24 protein-coding genes are annotated in these 24,243 nt (G+C 70.5%); 12 read left to right on the plus strand and 12 right to left on the minus strand.

Translation table 11 applies throughout. From position 1 onward, the window contains the following. Positions 1-21: 21 nt before the first annotated feature. On the plus strand, positions 22-1,473 hold the full coding sequence (locus OIE53_RS04620) for an endo-1,4-beta-xylanase (protein ID WP_327025312.1): 1,452 nt from the start codon (positions 22-24) through the stop codon (positions 1,471-1,473). A 69-nt stretch (positions 1,474-1,542) separates the two neighbouring features. Here OIE53_RS04620 and OIE53_RS04625 read toward each other — a convergent pair whose 3' ends face one another. The 3 genes from OIE53_RS04625 to OIE53_RS04635 form a co-directional block, all read right to left on the minus strand. Continuing rightward, positions 1,543-3,150, minus strand: a complete 1,608-nt coding sequence (locus tag OIE53_RS04625) for an RICIN domain-containing protein (RefSeq protein WP_327025313.1) — start codon at positions 3,148-3,150, stop codon at positions 1,543-1,545. A gap of 176 nt (positions 3,151-3,326) precedes the next feature. After that, positions 3,327-4,691, minus strand: a complete 1,365-nt coding sequence (locus tag OIE53_RS04630) for an extracellular catalytic domain type 1 short-chain-length polyhydroxyalkanoate depolymerase (RefSeq protein WP_327025314.1) — start codon at positions 4,689-4,691, stop codon at positions 3,327-3,329. A 137-nt stretch (positions 4,692-4,828) separates the two neighbouring features. Continuing rightward, positions 4,829-4,999 (minus strand): hypothetical protein, encoded by a 171-nt coding sequence (locus OIE53_RS04635; RefSeq protein WP_327025315.1) that lies wholly within the window; start codon positions 4,997-4,999, stop codon positions 4,829-4,831. Positions 5,000-5,287: 288 nt separating this feature from the next. Here OIE53_RS04635 and OIE53_RS04640 point away from each other — a divergent pair, with 288 nt between their 5' ends. After that, positions 5,288-5,836 carry an STAS domain-containing protein gene (locus tag OIE53_RS04640; RefSeq protein WP_327025316.1) on the plus strand — a complete coding sequence of 183 codons (549 nt, stop codon included), beginning with the start codon at positions 5,288-5,290 and terminating at the stop codon, positions 5,834-5,836. A 54-nt stretch (positions 5,837-5,890) separates the two neighbouring features. Here the strand turns inward: OIE53_RS04640 and OIE53_RS04645 are convergent, their stop codons facing one another. The 3 genes from OIE53_RS04645 to OIE53_RS04655 form a co-directional block, all read right to left on the minus strand. Then, the gene (locus OIE53_RS04645) at positions 5,891-6,190 is read right to left on the minus strand and encodes a BON domain-containing protein (protein ID WP_327027084.1); all 300 of its coding nucleotides are present in this window, start codon (positions 6,188-6,190) and stop codon (positions 5,891-5,893) included. Between the two features lie 239 nt (positions 6,191-6,429). After that, a complete protein-coding gene (locus OIE53_RS04650; protein WP_327025317.1) occupies positions 6,430-6,618 on the minus strand; it encodes a DUF397 domain-containing protein in 189 nt (62 codons plus the stop codon). Then, entirely contained in the window at positions 6,608-6,991 is a 384-nt protein-coding gene (locus OIE53_RS04655) for a DUF5753 domain-containing protein (RefSeq protein WP_327025318.1), read from the minus strand. Before OIE53_RS04655 ends, OIE53_RS04650 begins: the two co-directional genes overlap by 11 nt. 92 nt (positions 6,992-7,083) lie before the next feature. Between OIE53_RS04655 and OIE53_RS04660 the strand changes: the two genes are divergently transcribed. Next, a complete protein-coding gene (locus OIE53_RS04660; RefSeq protein ID WP_327025319.1) occupies positions 7,084-7,500 on the plus strand; it encodes a hypothetical protein in 417 nt (138 codons plus the stop codon). A gap of 86 nt (positions 7,501-7,586) precedes the next feature. On the opposite strand, the gene OIE53_RS04665 is transcribed toward OIE53_RS04660, so the two are convergent. Further along, positions 7,587-8,267 carry a hypothetical protein gene (locus OIE53_RS04665; RefSeq protein WP_327025320.1) on the minus strand — a complete coding sequence of 227 codons (681 nt, stop codon included), beginning with the start codon at positions 8,265-8,267 and terminating at the stop codon, positions 7,587-7,589. 50 nt (positions 8,268-8,317) lie between these two features. Between OIE53_RS04665 and OIE53_RS04670 the strand changes: the two genes are divergently transcribed. Further along, a complete protein-coding gene (locus OIE53_RS04670) occupies positions 8,318-9,766 on the plus strand; it encodes an aldehyde dehydrogenase family protein (protein WP_327025321.1) in 1,449 nt (482 codons plus the stop codon). Here OIE53_RS04670 and OIE53_RS04675 read toward each other — a convergent pair. From OIE53_RS04675 to pgi, 3 genes are all read right to left on the minus strand, one after another. Continuing rightward, entirely contained in the window at positions 9,756-10,427 is a 672-nt protein-coding gene (locus OIE53_RS04675) for a class I SAM-dependent methyltransferase (RefSeq protein ID WP_327025322.1), read from the minus strand. The two genes, OIE53_RS04670 and OIE53_RS04675, sit on opposite strands and share 11 nt — an antisense overlap. Then, positions 10,424-10,975, minus strand: a complete 552-nt coding sequence (locus OIE53_RS04680; protein ID WP_393337879.1) for a truncated hemoglobin — start codon at positions 10,973-10,975, stop codon at positions 10,424-10,426. Before OIE53_RS04680 ends, OIE53_RS04675 begins: the two co-directional genes overlap by 4 nt. A 71-nt stretch (positions 10,976-11,046) precedes the next feature. Further along, positions 11,047-12,681, minus strand: a complete 1,635-nt coding sequence (gene pgi / locus OIE53_RS04690) for a glucose-6-phosphate isomerase (protein WP_327025323.1) — start codon at positions 12,679-12,681, stop codon at positions 11,047-11,049. 205 nt (positions 12,682-12,886) lie between these two features. Between pgi and OIE53_RS04695 the strand changes: the two genes are divergently transcribed. The 7 genes from OIE53_RS04695 (at position 12,887) to OIE53_RS04725 (ending at position 20,939) form a co-directional block, all read left to right on the plus strand. Then, positions 12,887-14,359 carry a glucose-6-phosphate dehydrogenase gene (locus OIE53_RS04695; RefSeq protein WP_327025324.1) on the plus strand — a complete coding sequence of 491 codons (1,473 nt, stop codon included), beginning with the start codon at positions 12,887-12,889 and terminating at the stop codon, positions 14,357-14,359. 155 nt (positions 14,360-14,514) lie between these two features. Beyond that, positions 14,515-15,600 carry a sporulation protein gene (locus tag OIE53_RS04700; RefSeq protein ID WP_327025325.1) on the plus strand — a complete coding sequence of 362 codons (1,086 nt, stop codon included), beginning with the start codon at positions 14,515-14,517 and terminating at the stop codon, positions 15,598-15,600. A gap of 246 nt (positions 15,601-15,846) precedes the next feature. Beyond that, positions 15,847-17,436 (plus strand): ABC transporter substrate-binding protein, encoded by a 1,590-nt coding sequence (locus OIE53_RS04705; RefSeq protein WP_327025326.1) that lies wholly within the window; start codon positions 15,847-15,849, stop codon positions 17,434-17,436. Continuing rightward, positions 17,403-18,437, plus strand: a complete 1,035-nt coding sequence (locus OIE53_RS04710; RefSeq protein WP_327025327.1) for an ABC transporter permease — start codon at positions 17,403-17,405, stop codon at positions 18,435-18,437. The genes OIE53_RS04705 and OIE53_RS04710 overlap by 34 nt, the downstream gene beginning before the upstream one ends. Continuing rightward, positions 18,434-19,303: an ABC transporter permease gene (locus OIE53_RS04715; protein ID WP_327025328.1), complete on the plus strand. Its 870-nt coding sequence runs from the start codon at positions 18,434-18,436 to the stop codon at positions 19,301-19,303. Before OIE53_RS04710 ends, OIE53_RS04715 begins: the two co-directional genes overlap by 4 nt. Further along, entirely contained in the window at positions 19,300-20,286 is a 987-nt protein-coding gene (locus tag OIE53_RS04720; RefSeq protein WP_327025329.1) for an ABC transporter ATP-binding protein, read from the plus strand. The genes OIE53_RS04715 and OIE53_RS04720 overlap by 4 nt, the downstream gene beginning before the upstream one ends. Then, positions 20,283-20,939: an ABC transporter ATP-binding protein gene (locus OIE53_RS04725; protein WP_327025330.1), complete on the plus strand. Its 657-nt coding sequence runs from the start codon at positions 20,283-20,285 to the stop codon at positions 20,937-20,939. The genes OIE53_RS04720 and OIE53_RS04725 overlap by 4 nt, the downstream gene beginning before the upstream one ends. Before the next feature lie 64 nt (positions 20,940-21,003). Here OIE53_RS04725 and OIE53_RS04730 read toward each other — a convergent pair whose 3' ends face one another. Next, on the minus strand, positions 21,004-22,467 hold the full coding sequence (locus OIE53_RS04730; protein WP_327025331.1) for a cellulase family glycosylhydrolase: 1,464 nt from the start codon (positions 22,465-22,467) through the stop codon (positions 21,004-21,006). Positions 22,468-22,684: 217 nt separating this feature from the next. Further along, positions 22,685-22,918, minus strand: coding sequence for a hypothetical protein (locus OIE53_RS04735; protein ID WP_327025332.1), 234 nt, complete (start codon positions 22,916-22,918; stop codon positions 22,685-22,687). Positions 22,919-23,227: 309 nt separating this feature from the next. Here OIE53_RS04735 and OIE53_RS04740 point away from each other — a divergent pair, with 309 nt between their 5' ends. After that, entirely contained in the window at positions 23,228-24,169 is a 942-nt protein-coding gene (locus OIE53_RS04740) for a hypothetical protein (RefSeq protein ID WP_327025333.1), read from the plus strand. Positions 24,170-24,243: the final 74 nt, after the last annotated feature.

The raw sequence follows: 24,243 nt of genomic DNA on the forward strand, positions 1-24,243 counted from the left end.
CTTCGTCGAAAGGCTCACGCCATGAACAACGCGTTCGCCCGCGCCAGCGGGCGTCCCGCGACCCGACTGCGATCACGCCCCGCGCTGATCTCGGCCGTGGTCGGTCTCTCCCTCGTCGCCACCACCGTGGTGGTGACGGCCTCCAGTGCCAGTGCGGGGACCACCCTGGGCGCCGCCGCCGCGGAGAGCGGCCGGTACTTCGGGGCCGCCGTCGCGGCGCACAAGCTCAACGACAGCGTCTACACCGGCATCCTCAACCGCGAGTTCAACTCGGTCACGGCTGAGAACGAGATGAAGATCAACGCCCTGGAGCCGCAGCAGGGGGTCTTCACCTACGGCACCGCGGACCGGATCGTCAACCACGCCCTCTCCCGGGGCTGGAAGGTCCGGGGTCACACCCTGGCCTGGCACTCCCAGCAGCCCGCCTGGATGGAGCGGATGGAAGGGCAGGCGCTGCGCTCGGCCATGCTCAACCACGTCACCCAGGTCGCGACCTACTACCGCGGCAAGATCGACTCGTGGGACGTGGTGAACGAGGCGTTCGACGACGGCAACAACGGCGCCCGGCGCAACTCCAACCTCCAGCGCACCGGTGGCGACTGGATCGAGGCGGCCTTCCGGGCCGCACGGGCCGCCGACCCGGGCGCGAAGCTGTGCTACAACGACTACAACACGGACAACTGGACTTGGGCCAAGACCCAGGCGGTCTACAACATGGTGCGCGACTTCAAGCAGCGTGGCGTGCCGATCGACTGCGTAGGGTTCCAGTCGCACTTCAACGCCCAGTCGGCGTACAACAGCAACTACCGCACCACCCTGTCCAGCTTCGCCGCCCTCGGGGTGGACGTGCAGATCACCGAGCTGGACATCGAGGGCTCCGGCAGCCAGCAGGCCGACACCTACCGCCGGGTGGTCGAGGACTGCCTCGCGGTGCCGCGCTGCAACGGCATCACCGTCTGGGGCATCCGGGACAGCGACTCCTGGCGTTCCTACGGCACCCCGCTGCTGTTCGACAACAACGGCAACAAGAAGCAGGCGTACAACTCGACGCTGGAGGCGCTGAACGCCGGTGGCACCACCCCGCCGCCGACCACTCCGCCGCCCACGACGCCTCCGCCCACCACCCCGCCGCCGACCACCCCGCCGCCCACGACGCCTCCGCCCACCACCCCGCCGCCGTCCGGTGCCTGCACCGCGTCCTTCACGCTGGACACCTGGAACGGTGGATTCGTCGCCCATGTGCGGGTGACCGCCGGCTCCAGCGGTCTCAACGGCTGGGCGGTGAACATGACCCTCCCGGGTGGCACCTCGGTCACCAACTCGTGGAACACCCAGGCGAGTGGCAACAGTGGCGCCGTGACCTTCCGCAACGTCGGCTACAACGCCAACGTGGCACCGGGCACCACTACCGAGTTCGGGTTCCAGGGCACGGGCTCCGCCCCCTCCGGCACCCCCACCTGCAACGCAGGCTGATCTGAAAGGAGGGGCCCCTTCCTAACGCCTCGTGCATAGGAAGGGGCCCCTTTTAACGCGTCCGGACGCTCAGCAGCGGTTGATCGTCGAGTTGTTCAGCCCCACATTGCTGATCACCAGGTTGGCCGTGCAGGGGCTCTCCAGGATCCGGCTGTTGACCAGGGCGAAGTTGCGCAGGGTGATGTCCCGGTTGCCGGGGAACTCGCTGCGCGCGGCCAGCCGCACCTCACCACCACCGCTGATGGTGCCCCCACCCGCGGCGATGTCCACCCCGTAGCAGTTCTCGATGAGGATGGCGTTGTTGCCGGTGTTGGCGATGTCCACCCGGTTGACCGCCAGGCCGCCGGACTCCGAGACACAGAAGATGCCCCGGCCGCCGCCGCGCGCCCGTACGGTGTCCACCCGGATGTTGATCGGGTAGCTGGAGCCGATCCGGCCGGCCCGGTTGGCGATCCGGAAGGCCGCGTACCCGGTGCCGGCGCCGGCGTTCTCCGCGTCGACCGTGTTCACGGTGGCGTTGATGGTCTGGTTGAGCAGCAGCCCGGACTCCCCGACATTGCGGGCGGTCACCGTGCCGATGGTCAGCCCGTCGACACCGTAGGTCTCCACGGCGTGCGCACGGGCACCGGAGACGTACACGTTGTCGATGCGGATGTTGCGGCTCCACTGGCTGGTGTCGCCCCGGTTGTCGATGCGGATCCCGAGCCCGCTGGACAGCCGCATGTCGATCTGACCGAGGATCACGTTGGTGACGTTGCGCATGAAGATGCCGTACAGCGGGGTGCCGGTGACGCTGAGGTTCTGCACCTCGACCTGGGTGGTGCCGCGCGAGTAGATCGGTGCCTGGTCGCCGCTGCCGGAGCCGGTCACATTGATCGTGCCGCACACGTCGATCGTGGTGTAGCTGGGCAGGGAGATCCGGGAGCCCGCGCTGATCGAGCCGGAGCCGCGTACCACGACCCGCTGCTTGCTGGTCCGCCCGGAGCTGAGGCTGTTGATCGCGGCCTGCACGGCCTCCCGCATGTCGCCGCCGGTGTAGACCGTCGTGCCGCCGTTGCGGGCCGTCCAGGTGCCACCGTTCAGCACCGCCTCGGCCTGGAAGCTGCCACTGCCGCAGCCACTGCCGCTGCCCAGGGTGATCAGCCGCCACTGCTGGTTGGCGCCGTTGACGTCCTGGTACTGCGAGATCATCGCCCCGTCGGCGGTGGACCAGCCCCACAGGTCCAGCGCCTTGTTGGAGTGTCGGTTGATGAACCGGACATGACCGCCGTCGGAGTCGGCCAGCCGGAAATGCTGCCGGGTGTTGCCGCCGGCCGAGGAGTTCTGCACCAGCTGTACGCCGTCGTTGGCGTTGGGCAGCTCAAGGACCTTTCCGCTGTGCACCGACCGGATCTGGTAGTAACCGTTGCCGGCGTCGACGAAGCGCCACTGCTGCACGGCGGCGTCGTTGCGGGTGAACTGGTTGATCGGGGCCTGGTCGGCGGTGGACCAGTTCCACACGTCCATCGCCTTGCCGCTGTGCCGGTTGACGAAGACGTAGGTGGCGTTCGGGTCGACCGTTGCGGCCTGCGCGGGGCTCGGCGCCGCGATGGCCGTACCGGCGGCGACCAGCAGCACCGTGCCGGCGGCGACCAGCCATCGGGGCGTACGCCGGGGTGTTGTCGTTCTGGACGGCATGTGAGCTTCCTTTCCGGACGGACGGGTGGTGGTGAAGAGGGCGAGGCACCTGTCAGGGTAAGCGCTTTCCTGGACGGCGCGAATCGGTCCCGACCCGCAGCGTGTACGAGGTGCCGGTGCGGTTCCCGTGCCGGCACCCCACGTCGTGCCCCCGTGGGGTGCCGGCCTTACCGGGATCAGCCTGAGAAGTAGCAGGAGCCGCCGTTGAGCGTGAAGACGCCCGGCTTGCCGGCGTCGCCGGTGTGGTTGGCCTGGAACCCGATCGTCGTCGAGGTCTTCGGCGCGATGGTGCCGTTGTAGGAGACGTTACGGGCGGTCACCGCTCCGGAGGCCGGCGAGTACGTCGCGTTCCAGCCGTTGGTGATGGTCTGCCCGGCGGGCAGGGTGAACGCCAGGGTCCAGCCGTTGATGGCCGTACTGCCGGTGTTGGTGATGGTCACCGAGGTGGTCAGCCCAGTGTTCCAGGCGTTGACCTCGTAGTGGACCTGGCAGCCCGGCCCCGGCGGCAGGGTCGGCGACGTCGTCGGCGACGGCGGCGGGGGCGGGGTGGGGGTCGGAGTGGGAGTCGGGGTCGGGATCGGGCTCGGAGTCGGATCAGGCGTCACCGACGGCGACGGGGACGGGTTGTTGAGGCCGAAGAAGCGGATCGCCTGCGCGGCGTCGACCGGCAGGTTGTGCGATACGCCCTGCATGCTGATCGCCTCCACCGGCGCCTGGTCGCCGGTGGAGCCGTAGCGGGTGCGGGTGTAGCCGGCCTGCGGGCTGTCGGTGTAGACGGGGGTCTGGGTCCGCCCTTGCACGTTGGTCCACTGCTTGATCTGCTCGCCGAAGTTCGGGTATCGCAGGATGTCGTCGTTGGTGCCGTGCCAGATCTGCATCCGCGGACGGTTGCCGCTGTAGCCCGGGTATGCATTGCGTACCAGGTCACCCCACTGCGCAGGGGTGCGGCTGATCTGCCCGTTGGCGCACTCGCTGTTCCACTCCGAGCCGTTGGTGGTGGCGAAACAGCCGAACGGAACCCCCGCGAAGGCGGCCCCGGCGGCGAAGACGTCCGGGTAGAGCCCGAGCATCACGTTCGTCATCATCGCCCCGGACGACACGCCGGTGGCGAAGATCCGGCCCGGGTCGACCGGGTAGCGGGCCCGGACGTGGTCGACCATCGACATGATGCCCACCGGGTCACTGCCGCCGCCCCGACGCAGTGCCTGCGGCGAGTAGACGTCGAAGCACTGGCTGCTGCGGGTCACCGACGGATAGATGACGATGTAGCCGTGCTGGTCGGCCAGGGCGGCGAACCGGGTGCCCGAGTGCAGGGCCGGTCCGGTGCCGGTGCAGTAGTGCATCGCGACCAGAATTCCCGGTCGCGGCGCTACCCGGTCCGGTACGTAGAGGTACATGCGCAGGTTGCTGGGGTTGGCACCGAAGTTGGTCACCTCGGTCAGGCTGGCCGCCGACGCCGGACTCGGGATCGACAGTGCGGCCAGCGCTGTCAGGATGATGGCCGCGAGCGCGGCCGAGCCGAGTTTGATCGCCTTCTTCATGGGCAGAATGTCCTCCGGACGGATGCGAACAGGGGGATGTTCCGATCGAGGCTGCCCGGTGCCTCGTCTCGTCCGGCTCAGGAACATTGATGATTATCAGTCGTGGGGGTGTGCGGTGACAAGCCGCGCCATGCTGCTCACCGTTCGTCGTCGACCACCTCGGACTCGCCGTCGTGGTCGTACCGCACCGCCGGATGCTCGTCGGGCTGTGGCGCCTCCGCCAGGGTGTGGTGCGGATCGCCGTCCGGGGAGAAGAGCACCCGATCGGTCTTGCGGGTCTTCTCCTGGTCCTCCTCCGGCTCGGTCACCGGCCTACTCCTCACCTCGGGGTCACGTCCCACCGACGCTATGCGGGTGCCCGCCGGCGGCTGCCACCGCCGGAGCAACCACCACCCGTTCGGGGGTACGCCATCAGGTGATCTACCTTGCGGTATCGCCGCAGGTCAGCGCCCACGCGGCCGGCGATGTGAGCTGTCCGACCCCGGGTGCCCGCAGACCGGGATTCGTCACCCAACCGTCATATGTCCGCGCGTTGCTCGCCACCTGACCGGTGCAGGGTGGGTGGTCGATCATTACGACGTGGGAAGGAGCCCGGTATGGCCGTCGTCCTGGCTGCCCAACTGGTCACCCTGACCTGTGACAACTGCGGGGACACCGTCGTCGGCGCGCGTCCGCCCGCCGACGGGGAGATGCTCTGGACCCTGCTGTCCGAGCACGGCTGGGGCGGATCGCCGCTGCCCGACGGCCCCCACCGGTGCGCCCACTGCATCCGGCTCGGCCCGGCCTCTGACGCCCTGTCCGGCGGCATCCTCGGCATCGAGCATCTCGGTGGGGTGACGGTGGTGACCGTCGCCGGTGACGTCGACCTGGACACCGGCGACACCCTGCGGATGGCACTGCAGCACGCGGCAGACATGGGTGGTCACGTACTTGTGGACCTCGTCCGAACCGATCTGATCGACTCCACCGCCCTGGGCATGCTGGTCCGCGCCCACCACGACGCCGTCGAACGGGGCGCGCGGTTCTGCGTCGCGGTCACCTCACCGCTGATCCGCCAGGTCCTCCAGGTCACCGGCGTGGACAAGGTACTGGCCGTAGCGGACAGCCGCCCCGCCGCCCTGGCCCACCTGACCACCACCCCCTGACACCCCCGGCCCGTCCGCGCTCGCCGGTGCCGGGCGGCGCGGACGGGCCGGAAGTCAGCGACGGCCGCGCCGATGCCCGACAAGCCGCAGGGCGTTGCAGACATCCGCGACGCCCTCGACATCCCAGGCCAGTTCACCGGCGGCCCGCCGGGTCTCCGCACCGGCGACCAGGCCGGTGAGGATCACGACGCGGTTCTGCACCATCACCGTGATCTGCTGTCGACGGGTGCTCCAGTCGGCGCTCAGTCGCTGGGCGACCAGCGCGGCGAGCCGGACGTCCTCGTCATGGTCCTGCGGCTCGTCCCACAGCGCCCGGAATGAGTGATCGTCGGGCATCGGCCAGGGCCAGGGCATCACCACAACGGTCTCCTTCGTCGTCGAGGCCGGCGACCCGACGCGCCGTCCCGATCGGTGATTACCTTGCGCAAGGACCTTGGAGTCGACCGCACGGTTGGATGACATTTGCGTGACAGATCCCGCCGCTCACCGGTGCCCACGTCCGGTGATGTCAGATCTTGAGGAGGCTACCCCTGGGTCCGTCAGGAGATTCACCTCGAAGGCGGCTTGGATCGTTCCGTGAACGCGGTGGCGGTTCAGGGGCGACGGTCGTCCGTCTTGATGCTGCTGACGAAGGCTTCCCAGGCGGTCGGGCCGAAGCTCAGCGTTGCGGCAGCAGGAGCCTTGGAGTCGCGTACGTCGATCTCGGTGCCTCGGTCGCGGACCTCGACGCACTGGCCGTTGCTGCCGGAACGGCTCGACGTGCGCCAGACGTTACGCTCCATGCGCGCTCAGCTCCTTGACGAACTTGATCGACTCGGCCGGCGACCTGGCCAGCATCCTCAGATTGTCGTACGCCGCCGACAGTCGCGCCAGGTCGCTGCTGGACTCCAGGAACAGCTCACCGGCCAGGGTCTCGATGTAGCCCAGCGGCGGCTCGTCCTGTTCGAAGCTGAGCAGCGCGAAGCCGCTGCTGATCGCCAGGTGGGCGCCCGCCTCGAAGCGGAGCACCTGGATGGTGACGTTGGGCAGTCGGCTCACCTTGACCAGGTGGTGAAGCTGTTCGGCCAGTACCTCCGGGCCGCCGACCTCGGTCCGCAGTGACGCCTCCGACAGGATGGCGTGCAGCCGTAGCGGGGTGGGCTGCCGGTGCAGCACCTCACCAGCCCTGCCCCGATCGTCTGTCCCGAATCACATGCAGCTTCAATCGATCATGATTACAAGCTTGCCTGACATCACTTGATGCGCCAATGCTCGATCACGCCGCCACCTTGGCGGATCGACAGGTCGACGCCACCGACCCGCACCACACCGGCTTCGGGCCGGTCGCCGTCGAACTGGCCCGGTCCCTCGCCGCCCACCGCCTCGGCGACACCATCGAGGCGGTACGCCGACACGAACACGCCGTACGCAGCGACGGATGGCGGCGGCTGTCGCCGGAACAGCGCGCCGCTGCCCTCGTCGACGCCGCCCGCGCCCACCTGGACACCGGCGACCCGGTCGCGGCCGGGCACGCCCTGCTCGACGCCGACCGCATCGCCCCCGCCGAGATCCGCAGCCGCCCGGTCGCCCGTACCCTCCTCGCCGAGGTCATCCAACGCGCCCCCGCCCCGCCCGACGTGGCGCGCCTGTCCACCACCCTCGGCCTCACCCCCTCGGGCAGTTGATCAAGAGGTTTCGGTCACGCGCCCGGCGTGTCGAAACCAAAACTTCTTGATCGACCCCTCGGGGAGGAGGGTTACCGTGCCGGTATTCATCCGGCGAATATCGTGTGCAGGGCATTGACGACCTCGTCGGCCCGGGTGAGCGGCGCGAGATGGACGGAGTCCCGCCGGACGACATGCCAGCCGGCGCGTTCGGCAGTGTCCGCGGCGTCATCGTAAGCGGGCGTGAGCCGGACGTACGCGTGCGGCAATCCGTCGAAGACGGGGGTCGGTGACGGGCACTTCTCCGCGCAGAGCGCGAACGGCGTCGGGCGTAGGTCGGCGCTGAACCTCTCGCGGACCTCATCGTCCGGTATCTCGGCGGCCAGCGCCTCGGCCGGAAACCAGGTGTTCCACGGCGGCAGTTCGCCGTCCGCGGCCATCTCGAGCAGCCGGGCCGCCCGTTCCCCGTCGAGGGATTCCAGCCAACTGAGTCCTGGATGCGGCAGGCGGGCATCCACGAAGATCGTGGCTGCCGCAGCCGGGCCGAGGGCCTCGACGATCGCGGGTACGAGCGGGCCGGCGGCGCTGTGGGCGACCAGCGTCGTCGGGTGCTCGACGGCGGCCACCACGGCTTCGCGCAGGCGACCCTGATAGGGCGGCGGGCCGGTCAGGGCCGGGCGAAGATCGGGCACGACCACGCGGTGACCGTCAGCCCGCAGCGTGCGGGCGACGGCATCCCAGCTGTACGGGCTCAGCAGCGGACTGTGAACGAGGGCGATCGTACGCATCATGAATACCTCTACTTGCAGATATTTACTGATATAGATCTAATTGGCAGATGGATCCGCGCCATTGTCTCAACCTCATCAACGATGCATGGCTGGCTGCGGAAGGAGAACGAGTCACTCCCAACGTCAACCCTGCCGACTCGGGTGACGTGATCGGACTGTTCGCCGATTCCTCCGCGGACGACGCACGGGCCGCGGTGGCCGCCGCCGCTGCCGCTGGTGCCGGCTGGCACGAGACTGGGCCGGTGGCGCGGGGGGCGCTGCTCTTCCGGGCGGCCGAGCTGCTCGCCGAGCGGGCCGGGGAGTTCGCCGAGGCGATCGCCCGAGAACAGGGAAAACGCCCGTCGGAGGCGCGGGCCGAGGTGGTCCGCAGCGGTGAGGTACTGCGCTTCCTTGCCGGCGAGGGCCGCCGGCTGACTGGTGTTACCGCACCTGCCGACGACGCCCGCACCCTCGCGTACACATTCCGGGCGCCGATCGGCGTGGTCGGGCTCATCACCCCGTGGAACTTCCCGCTCGCGATTCCGCTGTGGAAGTCGGCGGCCGCGCTGGTGGCCGGCTGCACCGCGGTCCTCAAGCCGTCGCCGCTCGCCCCCTGGACCGCGGCACTGATGGTGCAGCTGTTCCTTGATGCGGGCGTACCGCCGGGGGTGCTCAACCTGGTGCAGGGTGGCCGAGAGCCCGCGGAGACGATCGTGACGCACCGGGACGTCGCGGGAGTGTCGTTCACCGGTTCGGTTGCGGTCGGCGTCGCGATCCACGAGGCAGCGGCGCCGCGGCTGCTGCGCACCCAGCTTGAGCTAGGCGGCAACAACGCGGTGGTCGTCCTGCCCGGCGCCGACCTCGACGCGGCCATCAGCGCCGTGCTGTCCGGCGCGTTCGGCCAGGCCGGGCAGCGGTGTAGCGCGACCAGCCGCGTGATCGTGGACGCAGGTCTCGCCGCCGCGTTCCTGCCGGCGCTCGCGGCACGGGTGTCGGCCCTGCAAGTCGGCCGCGGCGACGATCCGGACGTGGACATGGGGCCGGTAATCACTGCCGCGGCACGCCGGCGGTGCCTCGACGCGATCGAGGACGCGCGGGCACGCGGTGCCCGGATCTGGTGCGGCGACGAACCGTTGCCCGGCGGGCTGCCCGACGGCAACTTCCTGCGGCCCGCAGTGCTGTCCGACGTGCCGCCGGATTCGGAGCTGGTGACGGGTGAGGTCTTCGGGCCGGTGGTCTCGGTCCTGGTGGCCGAGAGCCTGGACGCCGCCATCTCCATTGCCAACTCCGTTCCGTACGGTATGTCCGCGGCCGTTTTCACCCGCGAGACCGCCCTCGCCCTGGAAACCGTGCAACGGCTGCAGGCCGGGATGCTTCACGTCAACCGCCCGACCGTCGGCGCCTACGCGCACCTGCCGCACATGGGTACCAAGATGTCGCAGTTCGGCCCGCCCGAATGCTCGCCGGAGGCGATGGACTTCTTCACCGAGTTGCGGTCGGTCTGCGTCAGGTACTAACGGGCTTCTCGAAGACCAGGTGCCAGTGGAAAGAACCCGGCTGCTCGTGCTCCCGGTCCGCAGCGGAGACCAGACGTAGGTGCGGGTGAAGACGCAGTATGTCCCCCATATCGGTGTACAGGTGCGGATGCGCCTTATCCTCCGGCCCGTCGTGCTGAACGAAAACGTCCGGGGCGATCTGCTCGCCCCGGCCGTACTGGACATTGTGCTTCGACAGCATTGTGCTCAGGTACTGCCCGCCGGGCCGGAGGACGCGGGTGATCTCCGCAGCCGCCGTAGCAGCGTCCGCCGGTGTACCGTGATAGATCACATTCCAGGCGACGACGAAGTCGAAGCTGCCGTCCGTATACGGCAGCGACGTCATGTCGGCCATCCGTGTCGTGACTTCCACCTTGCGCCGGGCGGCCTCGGCGGCGACCCGCGCCAGGCCTGCTTCGCTGCGGTCGATCGCGTGGGCCTCGAATCCCATGTCGGCGAGGGCCAAGGCATGGCGGCCGATGCCACACCCCAGATCGAGGCAGCGCTGGCCGCCGGCGGCCAGCACCTTCTCACCGAGCGCTGTCACGTCCGGGTCCGGCTGCGCCCACGTGGTGATTCCCTCGGTACGGCGCCACTGCTGGTCCCAGTGCTGGTACGCGCCCACTGTGCTGGTCTCGGTCATCGGGCGTCCTCCGGGTCCGCGCTGTCCGCGCCGCCGTTCGGCGGGCGGGGCGTTCGCTTGCCGATCACATTGCCCTCCCGGTCCAGTCGCAGGCCCCGCGTGATGGCGGCGCCGCGACTGGCGGCGGTCACCGCGCCGCTTCCGTTCGTCATGGTCGACATGAAGTCGGAGAACCGGGGTTCCGGCGCGCCGATCTGCTCACCGGCGGCCCGGAAGAGGTCGAGCCAGCGGCGGCGGTGCTGGTTCGAGATTACGTACTCGAGGTGGGCGGCGATGAACGCCGGGTTCCAGCCCTCGGTAAGGTCCGGCGTGCCGTACATCCGCTCGAAGTGGCCCTTGAGGCGACGCGCGTGCTCCTCGGCCGAGCGGGCGGTGAACATGTGCCCCAGCAGCGGATCGTCCATCACCAGCTTGTAGAAGGCGGTACCGCTGAGGTGGGCGATGCCAAAAGCGGTCTCGGGCAATGTGCGAGCGGCGCGGCGGTAGTCGCGCAGGATCTTGCAGGTCTTCACGCGGGCCGGGGCGTGCTCGACGCGCGAGTTGACCAAGAGGTTTCGGTCCCGCGGTCCGGCGTGATGACCGAAACCTCTTGATCAACCCGGTGGACGGGGAGGAGCGGTCAGGGGCGGTGGCGGTCGGTGCGGTAGCGGCGGATGAGGGTGGCGGTGGAGGAATCGAGGGTGGTCAGGTCGGCCTCGTCGCCGGTGAGCAGCGGGGCCAACTGGTTGGCCATCACCTTGCCGAGTTCCACGCCCCACTGGTCGAAGGGGTTGATGTCCCAGATCGCGCCCTCGGTGAGGACGATGTGCTCGTACAGGGCCACCAGTTGGCCGAGGGTGGCCGGGGTCAGGCGGTCGGCCACGATCGAGGTGGTGGGGTGGTTGCCGGGCATCACCCGGTGCGGCACCAGTTCGGGCGGGGTGCCCTCGGCGGCGACCTGCTCGGCGGTGCGGCCGAAGGCCAGCGCGGCGGTCTGGGCGAAGAAGTTCGACATGAACAGGTCGTGCATGTCGCCGATGTCGTGGTGGGGTTCGCTGAAGGCGATGAAGTCCGCCGGGATCAGCCGGGTGCCCTGGTGGATGAGCTGGTAGAAGGCGTGCTGGCCGTTGGTGCCGGGCTCGCCCCAGAAGATCTCCCCGGTGTCGTACGACACCCGCTGGCCGTCGGTGCGGACGGACTTGCCGTTGCTCTCCATGGTCAGCTGTTGCAGGTACGCCGGGAACCGGTGCAGGTACTGCGAGTAGGGCAGCACGGCGTGGGTCTGCGCGCCGAGGAAGTTGGTGTACCAGACGTTGAGCAGCCCGAGCAGCACCGGGGCGTTATGAGCCAGGGGAGCGGTGCGGAAGTGCTCGTCGACGGCGTGGTAACCGGCCAGCATCTCGTCGAAGCGTTCCGGCCCGATCGACAGCATCACCGACAGACCCACCGCCGAGGGCAGCGAGTACCGGCCACCCACCCAGTCCCAGAAGCCGAACATGTTCTCCGGGTCGATGCCGAACTCGGCTACTCGCTGGGCGTTCGTGCTGACCGCGACGAAGTGCTTGGCCACCGCCGCCTCGTCCCCGCCGAGCCCGGCCAGCAGCCAGCGCCGGGCCTGGTGGGCGTTGGCCAGGGTCTCCTGGGTGGTGAAGGTCTTCGAGACCACCACGAACAGGGTGCTCGCCGGGTCCAGGTCGGCGGTGGCCTCGGCGATGTCGGTCGGGTCGATGTTCGACACGAAGCGGCAGGAGATGCCGGCGTCGCGGTACGCCTTCAGTGCCTCGTACGCCATCACCGGCCCCAGGTCGGAGCCGCCGATGCCGATGTTGACCACGGTGCGGATCCGCTCCCCGGTGTGCCCGCGCCACCGCCCGGCGCGTACCTGCTCGGTGAAGTGCGCCATCCGCTGCCGTACGCCGTGCACGTCGCCGACCACGTCCTGGCCGTCCACGGTCAACGCGGCGTCCGGTGGCAGTCGCAGCGCGGTGTGCAGCACCGCCCGGTCCTCGGTGCCGTTGATGTGCTCACCGGCGAACATCGCGGCGATCCGGTCGGTGAGCCCGACCCGCTCGGCCAGCGCGGTCAGCAGCCGGAGGGTCTCGTCGGTGACCAGGTTCTTGCTGTAGTCGACGTAGAGGTCGCCCACCTCGACGGTCAACCGTTCGCCCCGAGCAGGGTCGGTGGCGAACAGGTCCCGCAGATGCGTCGCGCGGATCTCGTCGGCGTGCTTGCGCAGGGCCTGCCACTCGTCGGTGGTGGTGACGTCCGCAGCCATCGGATCGATCGTCTCCTCGCAGAGTCGGCACACGCCGGCCTCAAGCCGGCCGATGGAACCCAGCCTGCCACACGAAGATCGCTGTGCCAGCCCGACGCCCGCGACCGGTCACCATCCGCAGGGGATCGGCTGCCCGGCGTACCCGCAGAGCCCAGCAGCTAGGCCGCGGTGCGACCCGGACCGGGCACAGGGCATGGTGGAGCACATGACGACGTCGGCCCCGAGCGCCCCCACTCACCCCAGACCCGTGACCACCCGCATCCCGCAGACCCTGCTGGTGCTCGGCGCCAGCGGTGACCTGGCCGGTCGACTGCTGCTGCCCGGCCTGGGCCGGCTGGTGGCCACCGGCGCCCTGCCCGGGTTGCGGCTGATCGGCAGCGGCATGGACGACTGGGACGACGAGCGGTGGCGTACCCGGGTGACGGAGTCCTTCGCCACCGTGGGCGCGCAGGGCCCCCGAGAGACCGAACTAATCCGCCAGAGCCGGTACGTGCCGGCCGACGTGACCCGGGAGGAGGACCTGCGGCGGCTGCTGGGCGGCTGCACCGGCCCCTTGGTGATCTTCTTCGCGTTGCCGCCGATGGTGGCCGCCCGCTCGGCCGCCGCCCTGGCCCGCATCGGCGTACCACCGGGCACCCGGCTGATGCTGGAAAAGCCCTTCGGGGTCGACCGGATCTCGGCCCGTTCCCTGAACAACCTGCTGGCCACCCTGGTGCCGGAGGAGCAGGTCCACCGCATCGACCACTTCCTCGGCAAGTCGACAGTGCTGAACCTGCTGGGCCTGCGCTTCGCCAACCGGATCTTCGAACCGGTGCTCAACTCCACCCATGTGGCCAGCGTGGACATCGTCTTCGACGAGACCCTGGGGCTGGAGGGTCGGGCCGGCTACTACGACGGCGCGGGTGCCCTGGTCGACATGGTGCAGAGCCACCTGCTCCAGGTGCTGGCCCTGCTCACCATGGAACCCCCGCCCAGCCTCGCGGCACCGGAGCTGCGCGACCGCATGGCCCAGGTGCTGCGGGCCACCCGGCTGTGGCACGACGACGCGGTGGTGGCCAGCCGCCGGGGCCGGTACACGGCGGGGGAGATCGCCGGGCGCCGGCTACCGGCCTACACCGACGAGCCGGGGGTTAACCCGGCCCGGGGCACGGAGACCCTCGCCGAACTGATGGTGACCGTGGACACCTGGCGCTGGGCCGGGGTGCCCTTCCGGCTGCGCTCCGGCAAGGCCATGGCCGGGGTACGCAAGGAGGCCGTCATCACCTTCAAGCAGCCGGACCGGGTGCCGGACGGCCTGACCGGGTACGAGCGACCGGACCGGCTGCGGATCGGGTTCGGGCCGGACCGGCTCGGCCTGGACCTCAACATCAACGGCCCCGGTGACCCCTTCGACCTGGACCAGGTGGACCTGACCGCGGAGTTCGGCCCCGGTGACCTGCCGGCGTACGGGGAGGTGCTGCGGGGTGCCTTCGACGGGGATCCGACCCTGTCGGTGCGCGGTGACGTGGCCGAGGAGTGCTGGCGCATCGTGGAGCCGGTGCTGACCGCCTGGAAGGCGGGTGCGGTGCCGTTGCAGGAGTATCCGGCCGGCTCCTCCGGCCCGGCCGACTCCTTGCTGGGCCCGGTCACCGGCTGGCGTCCACCGCGACCGGCGGAGGGGAACTCTCACCGATCGTGACACCTCGACCCCTCTCAGCTATCTCTCAGCTGGCGGTGTTAGCTTGCCGACCCGACGGGATCCATGGTGGACGGCGCTGATCCCGTTGCGGCACAACGGATTCGCGTAAGACTCTCGCGTCCGCGCCGCGCCCGCCGCTGTCGAGGGAGAAGCTCGTGGTGTTCAAGAAGATGCTGGGTGCCTTCGGGATCGGCGCGCCCAGCGTCGACACGGTCCTGACCAACCCGAGCACCCGCCCCGGGCTGATGCTCGGCGGGCAGGTGAACCTGACCGGCGGCAGTCACGACGTGGACATCGACCAGATCGTCGTGGGGCTGGTCACCCGGATCGAGATCGACGGCGAGGAGGGGGACTACGACGCCACGGTCGAGTTCCACCGGACCCCGGTCGCGGGTGGGCTGCGCCTGGCGCAGGGGCAGCAGTTGTCCCTGCCGTTCCAGGTCCAGATCCCGATCCAGACCCCGGTGACCGACGTGTACGGGCAACCCCTGCCCGGCATGACCATGGGGCTGCGTACGGAGGTGGTCATCCGCGGGGCGGTCGACAAGGGCGACCTGGACCCGGTGCACGTACACCCACTGCCGGTGCAGGAGCGCATCCTGGAGGCCTTCGGTCGGCTCGGGTTCCAGTTCAAGGGCGCCGACCTGGAGCGGGGGCAGATCGCCGGAGTGCACCAGACCCTGCCCTTCTACCAGGAGATCGAGTACTTCGCCGCACCCCAGTACGCCCACGGGGTCAACGAGGTCGAGCTGACCTTCCTGGCCGACGAGCAGGGCATGGACATCGTCCTGGAGTTCGACCGCCGAGGGGGTCTGTTCACCGGCGGCCACGACTCCTACGGGCGCTACCGGGTGGCGCACGCCGACGCCGAGCGACTCGACTGGGCCGCCGTGGTGGACGGCTGGCTCCGCGAGGCCCTGGAGCAGTACCGCGCCACCCAGCCCGGCTACGGCGCCCCCGGCTACGGCCAGCCCGGTTACGGCGCGCCCGGCTATGGCGCACCCGGGTACGGCCAGCCGGGCTACGGGATGCCGGCCGGGTATCCGCCGCACCAGCCCGCCTACGGCCATGAGCACGAGCATCACAGCCGGGGTGGGTCCGGAATGGGCGCGGTGGCCGCCGGTGTGGTGGGCGGCGCGGCGCTCGGCTTCGCCGGAGGCATGGTCGCCGAGGAGGTCTTCGAATCCTTCGGCGACGACGACGGCGGGGACGAGGGTGGAGACGACGGCGGCGACGAGTGACCCCAGCCGTTCCTCCGACGTCTGAGCCGGACTTCAGGGGAGCGTGGGCTGGCGGTCGAACCGTGATCGGCGCGGGGTGAGCGAACGTGGCATTGGCCACAGCGCGCTTTCTTGCCAAGAGTTTGCAACTGCGCAAGTATGGCGCTGTGGCGATCCAAGATCGCACCTGTCGGGCGGCCTGCCGGCCGATCACCTCGGGTGGGACGCCGCACCTATCGTCGCCACCCGCGAGGAGCGGTAACAGTCATGTCCCGAACGACCGGTGTCCGGCTGGCAGCCAGCGCCGCACTGCTGCTCGCCCTGGTCGCCTGCTCGTCGCCGACCACCCCGTCCGACAACCCGGGCGGGACCACATTGATCGTAGCGACCGCCGGGGAACCGGACACCCTGAACCCGGTGCTCAACTACGGGGTCGACGGCGGTTCGCTGATCTTCGACGGTCTGGTCGCCCGGGACGAGGGTAATCGTCTCGTCCCGGCCCTGGCCCGGGACCTGCCGGAGGTCTCCGGGGACGGCAAGACGATCACCGTACGGCTGCGCGAGGGGGTGCTCTTCCACGACGGCACCCCGCTGACCGCGAAGGATGTCGTCTTCACCTACCAGGCGGTGCTCGACGAGAAGGTCGACTCCGTCCTGCGCAGCGACCTGGACATGCTCGCCTCGGTCGCCGCCCCGGACGACACCACGGTGATCTTCACCCTCCGGTACGCCTACGCGCCCTTCCTGCAACGGCTGACCCTGGGCATCGTGCCGGCCGCCGCCTTCGAGGGGCAGGACCTCAACAGGGCCGCCTTCAATCGGCAGCCGATCGGCACCGGTCCGTACCGGGTCACCTCCTGGACCCCGGGCGACCGGCTGGTGTTGGCCGCCAACGACCGCTACTGGGGCGGCCGACCGGCCAACAGCGGGGTGGTGGTCGCCTTCGTGCCGGACGACAACGTCCGCGCCCAGCGCGCCCGCGCGGGCGAGTTCGACGCCGCCGAACTGCCCCCCAAGCTGGCCGTCGGCTTCGACAACCTGCCCGGCTACCGGGTGCACAAGGTCCCCACCGCGGACTACCGGGGGGTGATGCTGCCGATGGGCAACCCGGTCACCGCCGATGTGGCCGTGCGCCGCGCCCTGAGCGTCGCCGTCGACCGCACCGCGATGGTCGACGGGGTCCTCGGCGGGGCCGGTGAGCCGGCGTACGGGCCGGTGCCGCCCTCCTCGGAGTTCGTCGAGCCCGCCGCCGCCGGGGCGCCGACCGCCGACCCGGCCGCCGCTACCGCCCTGCTGGAGGCCGCCGGCTGGCGACCCGGCCCGGACGGCATCCGGGTCAAGGGCGGCACCCGGGCCGCCTTCAGCCTGATGTACCCGGCCGCCGACAGCCTGCGCAAGGAACTGGCCCTGGCGGTAACCGCCGACGCCAAGAAGATCGGCATCGCGATCACCCCGGAGGGCCTCACCTGGGACGCCATCACCCCCCGGATGGGCTCCGACGCCCTGATCATGGGGTACGGCACCCCGTACGACCCGGACTTCGTCTCCTACAAGCTGTTCCACTCCGACTTCGCCGGGCAGGGCTTCTTCAACCCCGGCTCGTACGCCTCCGAGGCGACCGACCGGGCGTTGCGTGAGGGGCGGGCCGAGGCCGACCCGGCCCGGCGCAAGGCCGCCTACGCCACCTTCCAGCGGCAACTGGCCACCGACATGCCGTGGGTGTTCCTCACCTACCTGGAGCACACCTACGTGGTGCGGGACTCCGTGCAGGGGGTGGTGGCCCGGGTCGAGCCGCACGAGCACGACGTGGCCAACAGCATCTGGTGGAACATCAACACCTGGACCCGACGTTCGTGACCGCCCCCACCCCGGTCCGGCGGCGCCGTCGCACCGGCGCCGCCCGCATGATCCGCAACCGGCTGCTGGTGGCCGTGCCGGTCCTCTTCGTCACCAGCGCCGGGATGTTCGCCCTCGGCGCCGCCTCGCCGATCGACCCCGCCCAGCAGTACGCCGGGGCGGCGGCCTTCACCACCAGCGAGGAGAACCTGGCCCAGATCCGGGCCAACTGGGGTCTCGACGACCCCCTGCCGGTGCAGTACCTGCGCTGGCTGGGCAACCTGCTGCGCGGCGACCTGGGCTGGTCGACCAGCCGACACGAGCCGGTGGTGGACGTGCTGGCCGCCCGGGCCGGCTGGACCCTGCTGCTGGTCGGCGCCGCCCTGGCCGTGGTGCTGGTGGCCAGCCTGCTGCTGGGCACCCTGGCCGCGTACCGCCGGGGTGGTTGGTTCGACCGGGCGCTGCGGACGACCGCGTACACCATCCAGTCGGTGCCGTCCTTCTGGCTGGGCCTGGCCGCGATCGCGGTCTTCGCCCTGAGCCTGGGCTGGCTACCCGCCGGCGGGCTGACCGACATCACCGCCACCGAGACCCGGGTAGCCGACGTCGCCTGGCACCTGATCCTGCCGGTCGGGGTGCTGGCGGTGTCCCAACTGCCGTGGTTCGTGCTGTTCATCCGCGACTCGGTCGCCGACAGCCTGCGGGAGGACCATGTGCTGGCCGCCCGCGCCCGTGGTCTGCCCGGGCGTACGGTCCTGTTCGGTCACGCCCTGCGTACCGGCCTGCTGCCCTTCCTCACCCTGATCGGCACCCACCTGCCCGAACTGGTCGGCGGGGCGGTGCTGGTGGAGACCGTGTTCTCCCTGCCCGGCCTGGGCGCGGTGACCGTGCAGGCCGCCCTGGGCAGTGACTTCCCGCTGCTGGCGGCGACCACCCTGGCGACCACCGTCGTGGTGCTGGCCGCGAACCTGGCCACCGACCTCGCCTACTCCGCCGCCGACCCCCGGGTACGCCTCGAATGACCGCCGTCACCCTGACCCGTACCCGCCGACTGCCCCGACTGCGTCCGGGCCGCCTCGGCGCGACCGTCGCCGGTACGGTACTCGCCATCACCGTGCTGGCCTGCGTGTTCGCCCCGCTGCTCTGGCCGTTGGACCAGAGCGCGATCGACCTGTCCCAGACCCGGTCGGCGCCCTCGCTGGCGCATCCCGCCGGCACCGACGACCTCGGCCGGGACGTGCTGCTGCGCAGCGTCTACGGGCTGCGGGTGTCACTGCTGGTGGGGGTCATCGCCGCAGTGGTCGCCGCGGTGATCGGTGGTGCCGTCGGCGCCCTGGCCGGCACCGTCGGCGGCTGGGTCGACCGGGTCCTGATGCGGCTGGTGGACACCATCGCGGCCATGCCCCACCTCCTGCTGGGCATCTTCATCGTGGCGATGCTGCGCCCCAGCCTCGGTGCGGTGGTGCTCTCCATCGGGCTGACCCACTGGCTGTCCACCGCCCGGATCGTCCGGTCCGAGCTGCTGAGCCTGCGGAGCCGGCCCTTCATCGACGCGGCCGTCAGCGGCGGGGCCGGCAGGATGCGGGTGCTCACCCGGCACCTGCTGCCGCATGTGCTGCCCCGGCTGGCCCTGGCGGTCACCCTGATGATCCCGCACGCGGTGTGGCACGAGACCGCCCTGTCCTTCCTGGGCCTGGGCCTGCCCCCACACCTGGCCTCCCTCGGCAACATGATCAACGATGGTCGGGGCTCCCTGCTGGCCGGTGCCTGGTGGGCCAGCCTCACCCCCGGCCTGGTGCTGATCGTGGTCACCCTCGCGCTGGCCACCCTCACCGCCCACTGGCGGGACCGTCTGGATCCCCGGGTACGCGCGGAGCTGCAACTGTGACCACCACCGAACCCCTGCTGGCCGTCGCCGGGCTGACCGTCCGGTTCCGGCTGCCCGACGCCGAGGTGCACGCCGTCACCGACCTGCACCTGAACATCCGCCCCGGGGAACTGGTCGCCGTGGTCGGGGAGTCGGGCTGCGGCAAGTCCGTCCTGGCCCACGCCCTGCTCGGCCTGCTGCCCGGCAACGCCACCGTCACCGGCAGTGCCCTGCTGCGCACCGGTTCGTCCCCCGCGATCGACCTGCTGACCTGCCCGCCCCGACAACTGGCCCGGCAGGTACGCGGGCGGGCCGTCGGGCTGGTGCCGCAGAGCCCGGCGACCTCCCTGACCCCGGTGCGTACCGGCCGTCGGCTGCTGGTGGAGACCCTGCGGGCGCACGGCCACACCCGGACGCAGGCCCCCGCCGCCGCCGACCGCCTGGCCGCCGAGGTCGGCCTGGACCCGGCCGACCTGGACCGCTACCCGCACGAGTTGTCCGGCGGGATGGCCCAGCGGCTGGCCACCGCCCTGGCGCTGGCCCCCGACCCGCCGCTGCTGCTGGCCGACGAGCCGACCACCGGCCTGGACCGCCCCCTGGTCGACCACACCCTAGATCTGCTGCGCCGCCGCTGCGACGCCGGAGCCGCCGTCCTGCTGATCACCCACGACCTCGCTGCGGCCCAGCGGGTGGCCGACACCGTGGCGGTCATGTACGCCAGCCGCATCGTCGAGCACGCCCCCACCGAGGCGCTGTTCGACACACCCGGGCACCCCTACAGCGCGGCGCTGCTGGACGCCCTGCCGCAGCGGGCCTTCCGGCCGGTGCCGGGTCACCCGCCGATGCTCACCGACCTGCCGGTCGGCTGCGCCTTCGCCGCCCGCTGCGACCGGGCCACCCCGGCCTGCCGGGTGCAGCCGGCCTTCACTGGCACCGGTGTCGGCCGGGTCGCCTGCCACCATCCGCTGGAGCACGCCGAACTGCGCGCCGAGGTGCCGGCATGACCGGCCGGGCCCTGGCCGCCTGCCAGGTCAGCGCCAGCTACGACCGGCAGCGGGTGCTCGATCGCGTCGATCTGCACATCGCCGCCGGGGAGACCGTGGGCCTGCGGGGCCCCTCCGGCAGCGGCAAGTCCACCCTGGCCCGGCTGCTGGCCCTGCTGCACCGGCCGGACTCCGGTCACATCAGCCTCGACGGCACCCCGGTGACCGGCACCCGCCACCAGGTGCCGGTGGCGGTGCGTACCCGGGTGGCGATCCTGTTCCAGAGTCCCCGCGCGGCCACCGACCCCCGGCTGACCCTGGCCGACATCATCGCCGAGCCGCTGCGCGCCACCGGCACCCCGCCGGAGCAGGTCCGGGAGCGGACGGCCGAACTGGCCGACACGGTGGGGCTGACCGCCGACCTGTTGACCCGCCGCCCGCACGCGGTCAGCGACGGCCAACTGCAACGGGCCTGCCTGGCCCGGTCCCTGGTGCACCGGCCCGGGTACCTGCTGTGCGACGAGGCCACCGCGATGCTGGACGCCTCCACCCAGGCCCATGTCGCGGCCGTGATCGGGGACTACCGGCGTCGGCACTCCGCCGGGGTGCTGGTGATCAGTCACGACTCCGCGCTGCTGGGCCGGTGGGCCGACCGGGTCGTCGACCTGTCCTGACCGTGGTCGCACACGTCGGCGGCCCCGGGGACAACTCCCCGGGGCCGTCGTGGCGTGGTGCTGATCAGCTGGTCGGGAAGTTGTCCGGGGTGCGGATGCGCTCCCGCATGAAGACCCCGGAGGGGGTCAGCACCGAGGTGCCGGTGTAGTTGCTGCCGTTGCAGGTGCCGGGCCGCAGCGCGGCACTGCCCTCGGCCTTGTCGGAGAAGGTCCAGTTCGCGTAGCCGATCTTCAGCCGGTCCAGCAGGTCCAGCCACTGGGTGCTGCTGGCCAGGTCGACGCCCCCGTCACCGGTGTAGTCCACCGTGCCGAACTCGGTGACGAACAGCGGCAGCCGGGCCGCCGCCCGCTCCACCTCGGCCCGGTAGTTGTCCCGGTGCGAGGCGGCGTAGAAGTGGAAGGCGTACATGATGTTGCTGGCGTTGACCGGGTTGTTGACGATCTCGGTGTGGTTGGACCCCTCGGAGACCCCCAGCGAGGACCAGCCCCGGGTACCCACGATGATCACCGCGTCCGGGTCGTTGGCCCGGATCACCGGAATGACCTGGTCGGCGTAGTTCTTGATGGTCGACCAGCTCACCCCGTTGGGCTCGTTGGCGATCTCGTAGATCACGTTGTTCTTCGACGCGTGCCGGGCGGAGACCGAGGCGAAGAAGGTCTTGGCCCGCTCCAGGTTGAACATCGGGTCACCCGGAGTGAGCAGGTGGAAGTCGATCATCGCGTACATGCCCCGCCGGGTGGCCTCCTCGACCAGGTTGTTCACCCGGTTGGTGAACCCGGCCGGGTCGGTCTCGTAACCCTGCTCCTGCACGTACATCGCGATCCGGAACAGGTCCGCCCGCCAGTCGGTGGCCAGGGCGTCCAGGGAGGCGTTGTTGTAGCAGTTGCCGAACCACTGGATGCCGTGGGTGCTCATGCCCCGCAGTTGGATCGGCCGCCCGTACTGGTTGCACAGGTTGACCCCGCAGACCCGCAGCTGGCCGTTGATCTGCACCGGGGTCTGCCCGGTCGGCGGGGGAGTGGTCGGCGGGGGAGTGGTCGGTGGCGGGGTGGTGGGCGGGGGAGTGGTCGGTGGCGGGGTGGTGGGCGGGGGAGTGGTGGTGGAACCGGTGCAGGGCACCCCGTTGAGGGTGAAGGAGGTCGGCGACGGGTTGCCGCCGGTGAAGCTGCCGTTGAAGCCGATGCCGGTGCTGGCCCCGGTGGCCAGGCTGCCGTTCCAACTGGCGTTGCGCGCGGTGACGGCGTTGCCGCTCTGGCTCCAGGTCGCCGACCAGCCCTGGGTGACCCGCTGCCCGCTGTCCGGGAAGCTGAACCCCAGGGTCCAGTCCCCGATCGCGTCGCCCAGGTTGGTGACGGTGATGTTGGCGGTGAAGCCGTTGGACCAACTGTTCGTCGAGTAGGTCACCGCACAGCCGGTGGCGGCCATCGCGTTCGTGGCGGGCAACGCCACGAGGGTGCCGAGGGCCAGCGCACCGACGGTGCCGGCTGCGACCAGGAGCCGCCGTGGACGAGACGGAGGACGCTTCATGTGGACCGTCGCAATCTGGTCGTGGTGGTGGGTACGGCAAGATTGGTCCGCCGACTCAGCCGGCGGCCCGGGAGCGCTCCCACGAGAGCCTACGTGGGGTCGAAACAATCACGCAATATTTCGATGCATCGAAGTCTCGGCAAGGGTTGACGCCCCGGAGGAGCGCTCCGGGGCGTCATGGGTGGGCGTACCTGATCAGGTTTGGTCGGCGGCGCACCTAGGGTTGGTCGGCGGCGCGGCGCCGATCCGCCTCGGCGTCGGCGGCCCCCACCGGGGTGGGGTCGAGGTCGCGCCGCGCGCCGCTGAGGTCGACCTCGGCACCCGCGCGAGCGGCATCGGCCGCCGCGTCGTCCGCGCCGATCACCTCGCCGCCCTCGGGGTCCCCGCCGTCGGCGACCAACCTGCCCGCCGCGTTGACCGCGATCGGGGTGTACCTGGGATCGGTGGTCATCTCATCCTCCCTTGTGCCGATGACCCCTCAGGTACCCGTCGGCGACCGCGGCCACACGGCCAGGCGAAGGTGGAGGTTACGCATCTTTGCCCTATGGCAAACACCACATCAGTGGCGGGAGAAGTGTCCTATTCGCCCGCACATTCGGACTACCCGGTAGCGCCCCGCACCGGCACCGACACCGGCAGTGGCCTCGGTGGGCCCGCGTTATCGAATCGTCGCGGCGTGGCCGTGCGCAGGTTTGCACCGGTCACTACCCTGGGCCTGATCATGTGCCAGAGAACCTCTCGACTTTGACAAGGGCCACACATGAGTGACAGTTATCCGCCGTACGGGGGGCAGCCGGATCCGAACGCGGGGGGCTGGGGCAATCCGCCCGGACCCCCGGCCGGACCGTTCCCTCCCGGCTCCCCGGTCGGTCAGCCACTCCCGCCCGGATCTCCGGTCGGTCAGTCCGGCTACCCGTCGCCGTACGGTGCCCCGCCCCCACCACCCCCGCCCCCGCCGTACGGGGTCCCACCGCAGCAGCAGAAGTCGAAGAACGGGCTCTGGTTGGGGCTCGGCATCGGCGCCGTCGTGATGGCCGTCCTCGTCGCCTGCGGCGGCACTATCGGCTACTTCATGCTCTCCGGCGACGACGAGGACAACCCCACCCCGGTGGCCAGCGGCTCCAGCAGCCCCTCCGCCGCTCCGGAGAACTCCGAGTCCCCCGACGCGGCACCGCCGCCGCCGGAGCCGGACAACCAGCCGGACAACAACAACGCGGTCACCGCCCGCAGCTCCAGCGACATGTCCGCGGTGTGTGACGGCAGCCCCATCCTCAACGCCGCGCCGTACACCAGCGCGAAGGGCGCCAAGGTCTACACCTTCGCCAACTCTCCGGAACGCCCGCAGTCCTGGCTGAGCAAGTCGGTGGGCTACAACAAGCCGTACTACGCCAAAATCGCCGACTGGGCGAAGGTCTCCGTGATCGGCTGCCTCACCTTCGAAGAGGGCAGCGAGGGCGAGCCGCGCAAGTGCGACTACAAGGACAGCGACGACAAGAAGATCACTGTCGACTACATCTCCGCGCGCTACACCCTGACCTTCTACGCCGCCAAGACCGGCGAGAAGATCGGTGACGGTGGCCGGGTCAACGCTCCGGCGGTCCGCTGCCCGAGCTTCATCTCCTACAACCGGTCGACCATGAAGGCGTACGCCTCGCCGGACGACGGCGCCCTCGAGCTGGCCCTGGACAAGTTCACCTCCTGACGAGTACGCGATGACGGCGGGGACCCGATCGGCTCCCCGCCGCCTCGTTGCACGGCTCGATCTGCCTGGTGTGA

Origin of the sequence: Micromonospora sp. NBC_01739, from assembly GCF_035920385.1 — a bacterium.
Classification (GTDB): domain Bacteria; phylum Actinomycetota; class Actinomycetes; order Mycobacteriales; family Micromonosporaceae; genus Micromonospora.

Coding starts and splice junctions, on each gene's coding strand:
- OIE53_RS04620 (WP_327025312.1), top strand. CDS start 22: ATGAACAACGCGTTCGCCCGCGCCAGCGGGCGTCCCGCGACCCGACTG.
- OIE53_RS04625 (WP_327025313.1), bottom strand. CDS start 3,150: ATGCCGTCCAGAACGACAACACCCCGGCGTACGCCCCGATGGCTGGTC.
- OIE53_RS04630 (WP_327025314.1), bottom strand. CDS start 4,691: ATGAAGAAGGCGATCAAACTCGGCTCGGCCGCGCTCGCGGCCATCATC.
- OIE53_RS04640 (WP_327025316.1), top strand. CDS start 5,288: ATGGCCGTCGTCCTGGCTGCCCAACTGGTCACCCTGACCTGTGACAAC.
- OIE53_RS04645 (WP_327027084.1), bottom strand. CDS start 6,190: ATGCCCTGGCCCTGGCCGATGCCCGACGATCACTCATTCCGGGCGCTG.
- OIE53_RS04650 (WP_327025317.1), bottom strand. CDS start 6,618: ATGGAGCGTAACGTCTGGCGCACGTCGAGCCGTTCCGGCAGCAACGGC.
- OIE53_RS04660 (WP_327025319.1), top strand. CDS start 7,084: ATGCTCGATCACGCCGCCACCTTGGCGGATCGACAGGTCGACGCCACC.
- OIE53_RS04665 (WP_327025320.1), bottom strand. CDS start 8,267: ATGCGTACGATCGCCCTCGTTCACAGTCCGCTGCTGAGCCCGTACAGC.
- OIE53_RS04670 (WP_327025321.1), top strand. CDS start 8,318: ATGGATCCGCGCCATTGTCTCAACCTCATCAACGATGCATGGCTGGCT.
- OIE53_RS04675 (WP_327025322.1), bottom strand. CDS start 10,427: ATGACCGAGACCAGCACAGTGGGCGCGTACCAGCACTGGGACCAGCAG.
- pgi (WP_327025323.1), bottom strand. CDS start 12,681: ATGGCTGCGGACGTCACCACCACCGACGAGTGGCAGGCCCTGCGCAAG.
- OIE53_RS04695 (WP_327025324.1), top strand. CDS start 12,887: ATGACGACGTCGGCCCCGAGCGCCCCCACTCACCCCAGACCCGTGACC.
- OIE53_RS04705 (WP_327025326.1), top strand. CDS start 15,847: ATGTCCCGAACGACCGGTGTCCGGCTGGCAGCCAGCGCCGCACTGCTG.
- OIE53_RS04715 (WP_327025328.1), top strand. CDS start 18,434: ATGACCGCCGTCACCCTGACCCGTACCCGCCGACTGCCCCGACTGCGT.
- OIE53_RS04725 (WP_327025330.1), top strand. CDS start 20,283: ATGACCGGCCGGGCCCTGGCCGCCTGCCAGGTCAGCGCCAGCTACGAC.
- OIE53_RS04730 (WP_327025331.1), bottom strand. CDS start 22,467: ATGAAGCGTCCTCCGTCTCGTCCACGGCGGCTCCTGGTCGCAGCCGGC.
- OIE53_RS04735 (WP_327025332.1), bottom strand. CDS start 22,918: ATGACCACCGATCCCAGGTACACCCCGATCGCGGTCAACGCGGCGGGC.
- OIE53_RS04740 (WP_327025333.1), top strand. CDS start 23,228: ATGAGTGACAGTTATCCGCCGTACGGGGGGCAGCCGGATCCGAACGCG.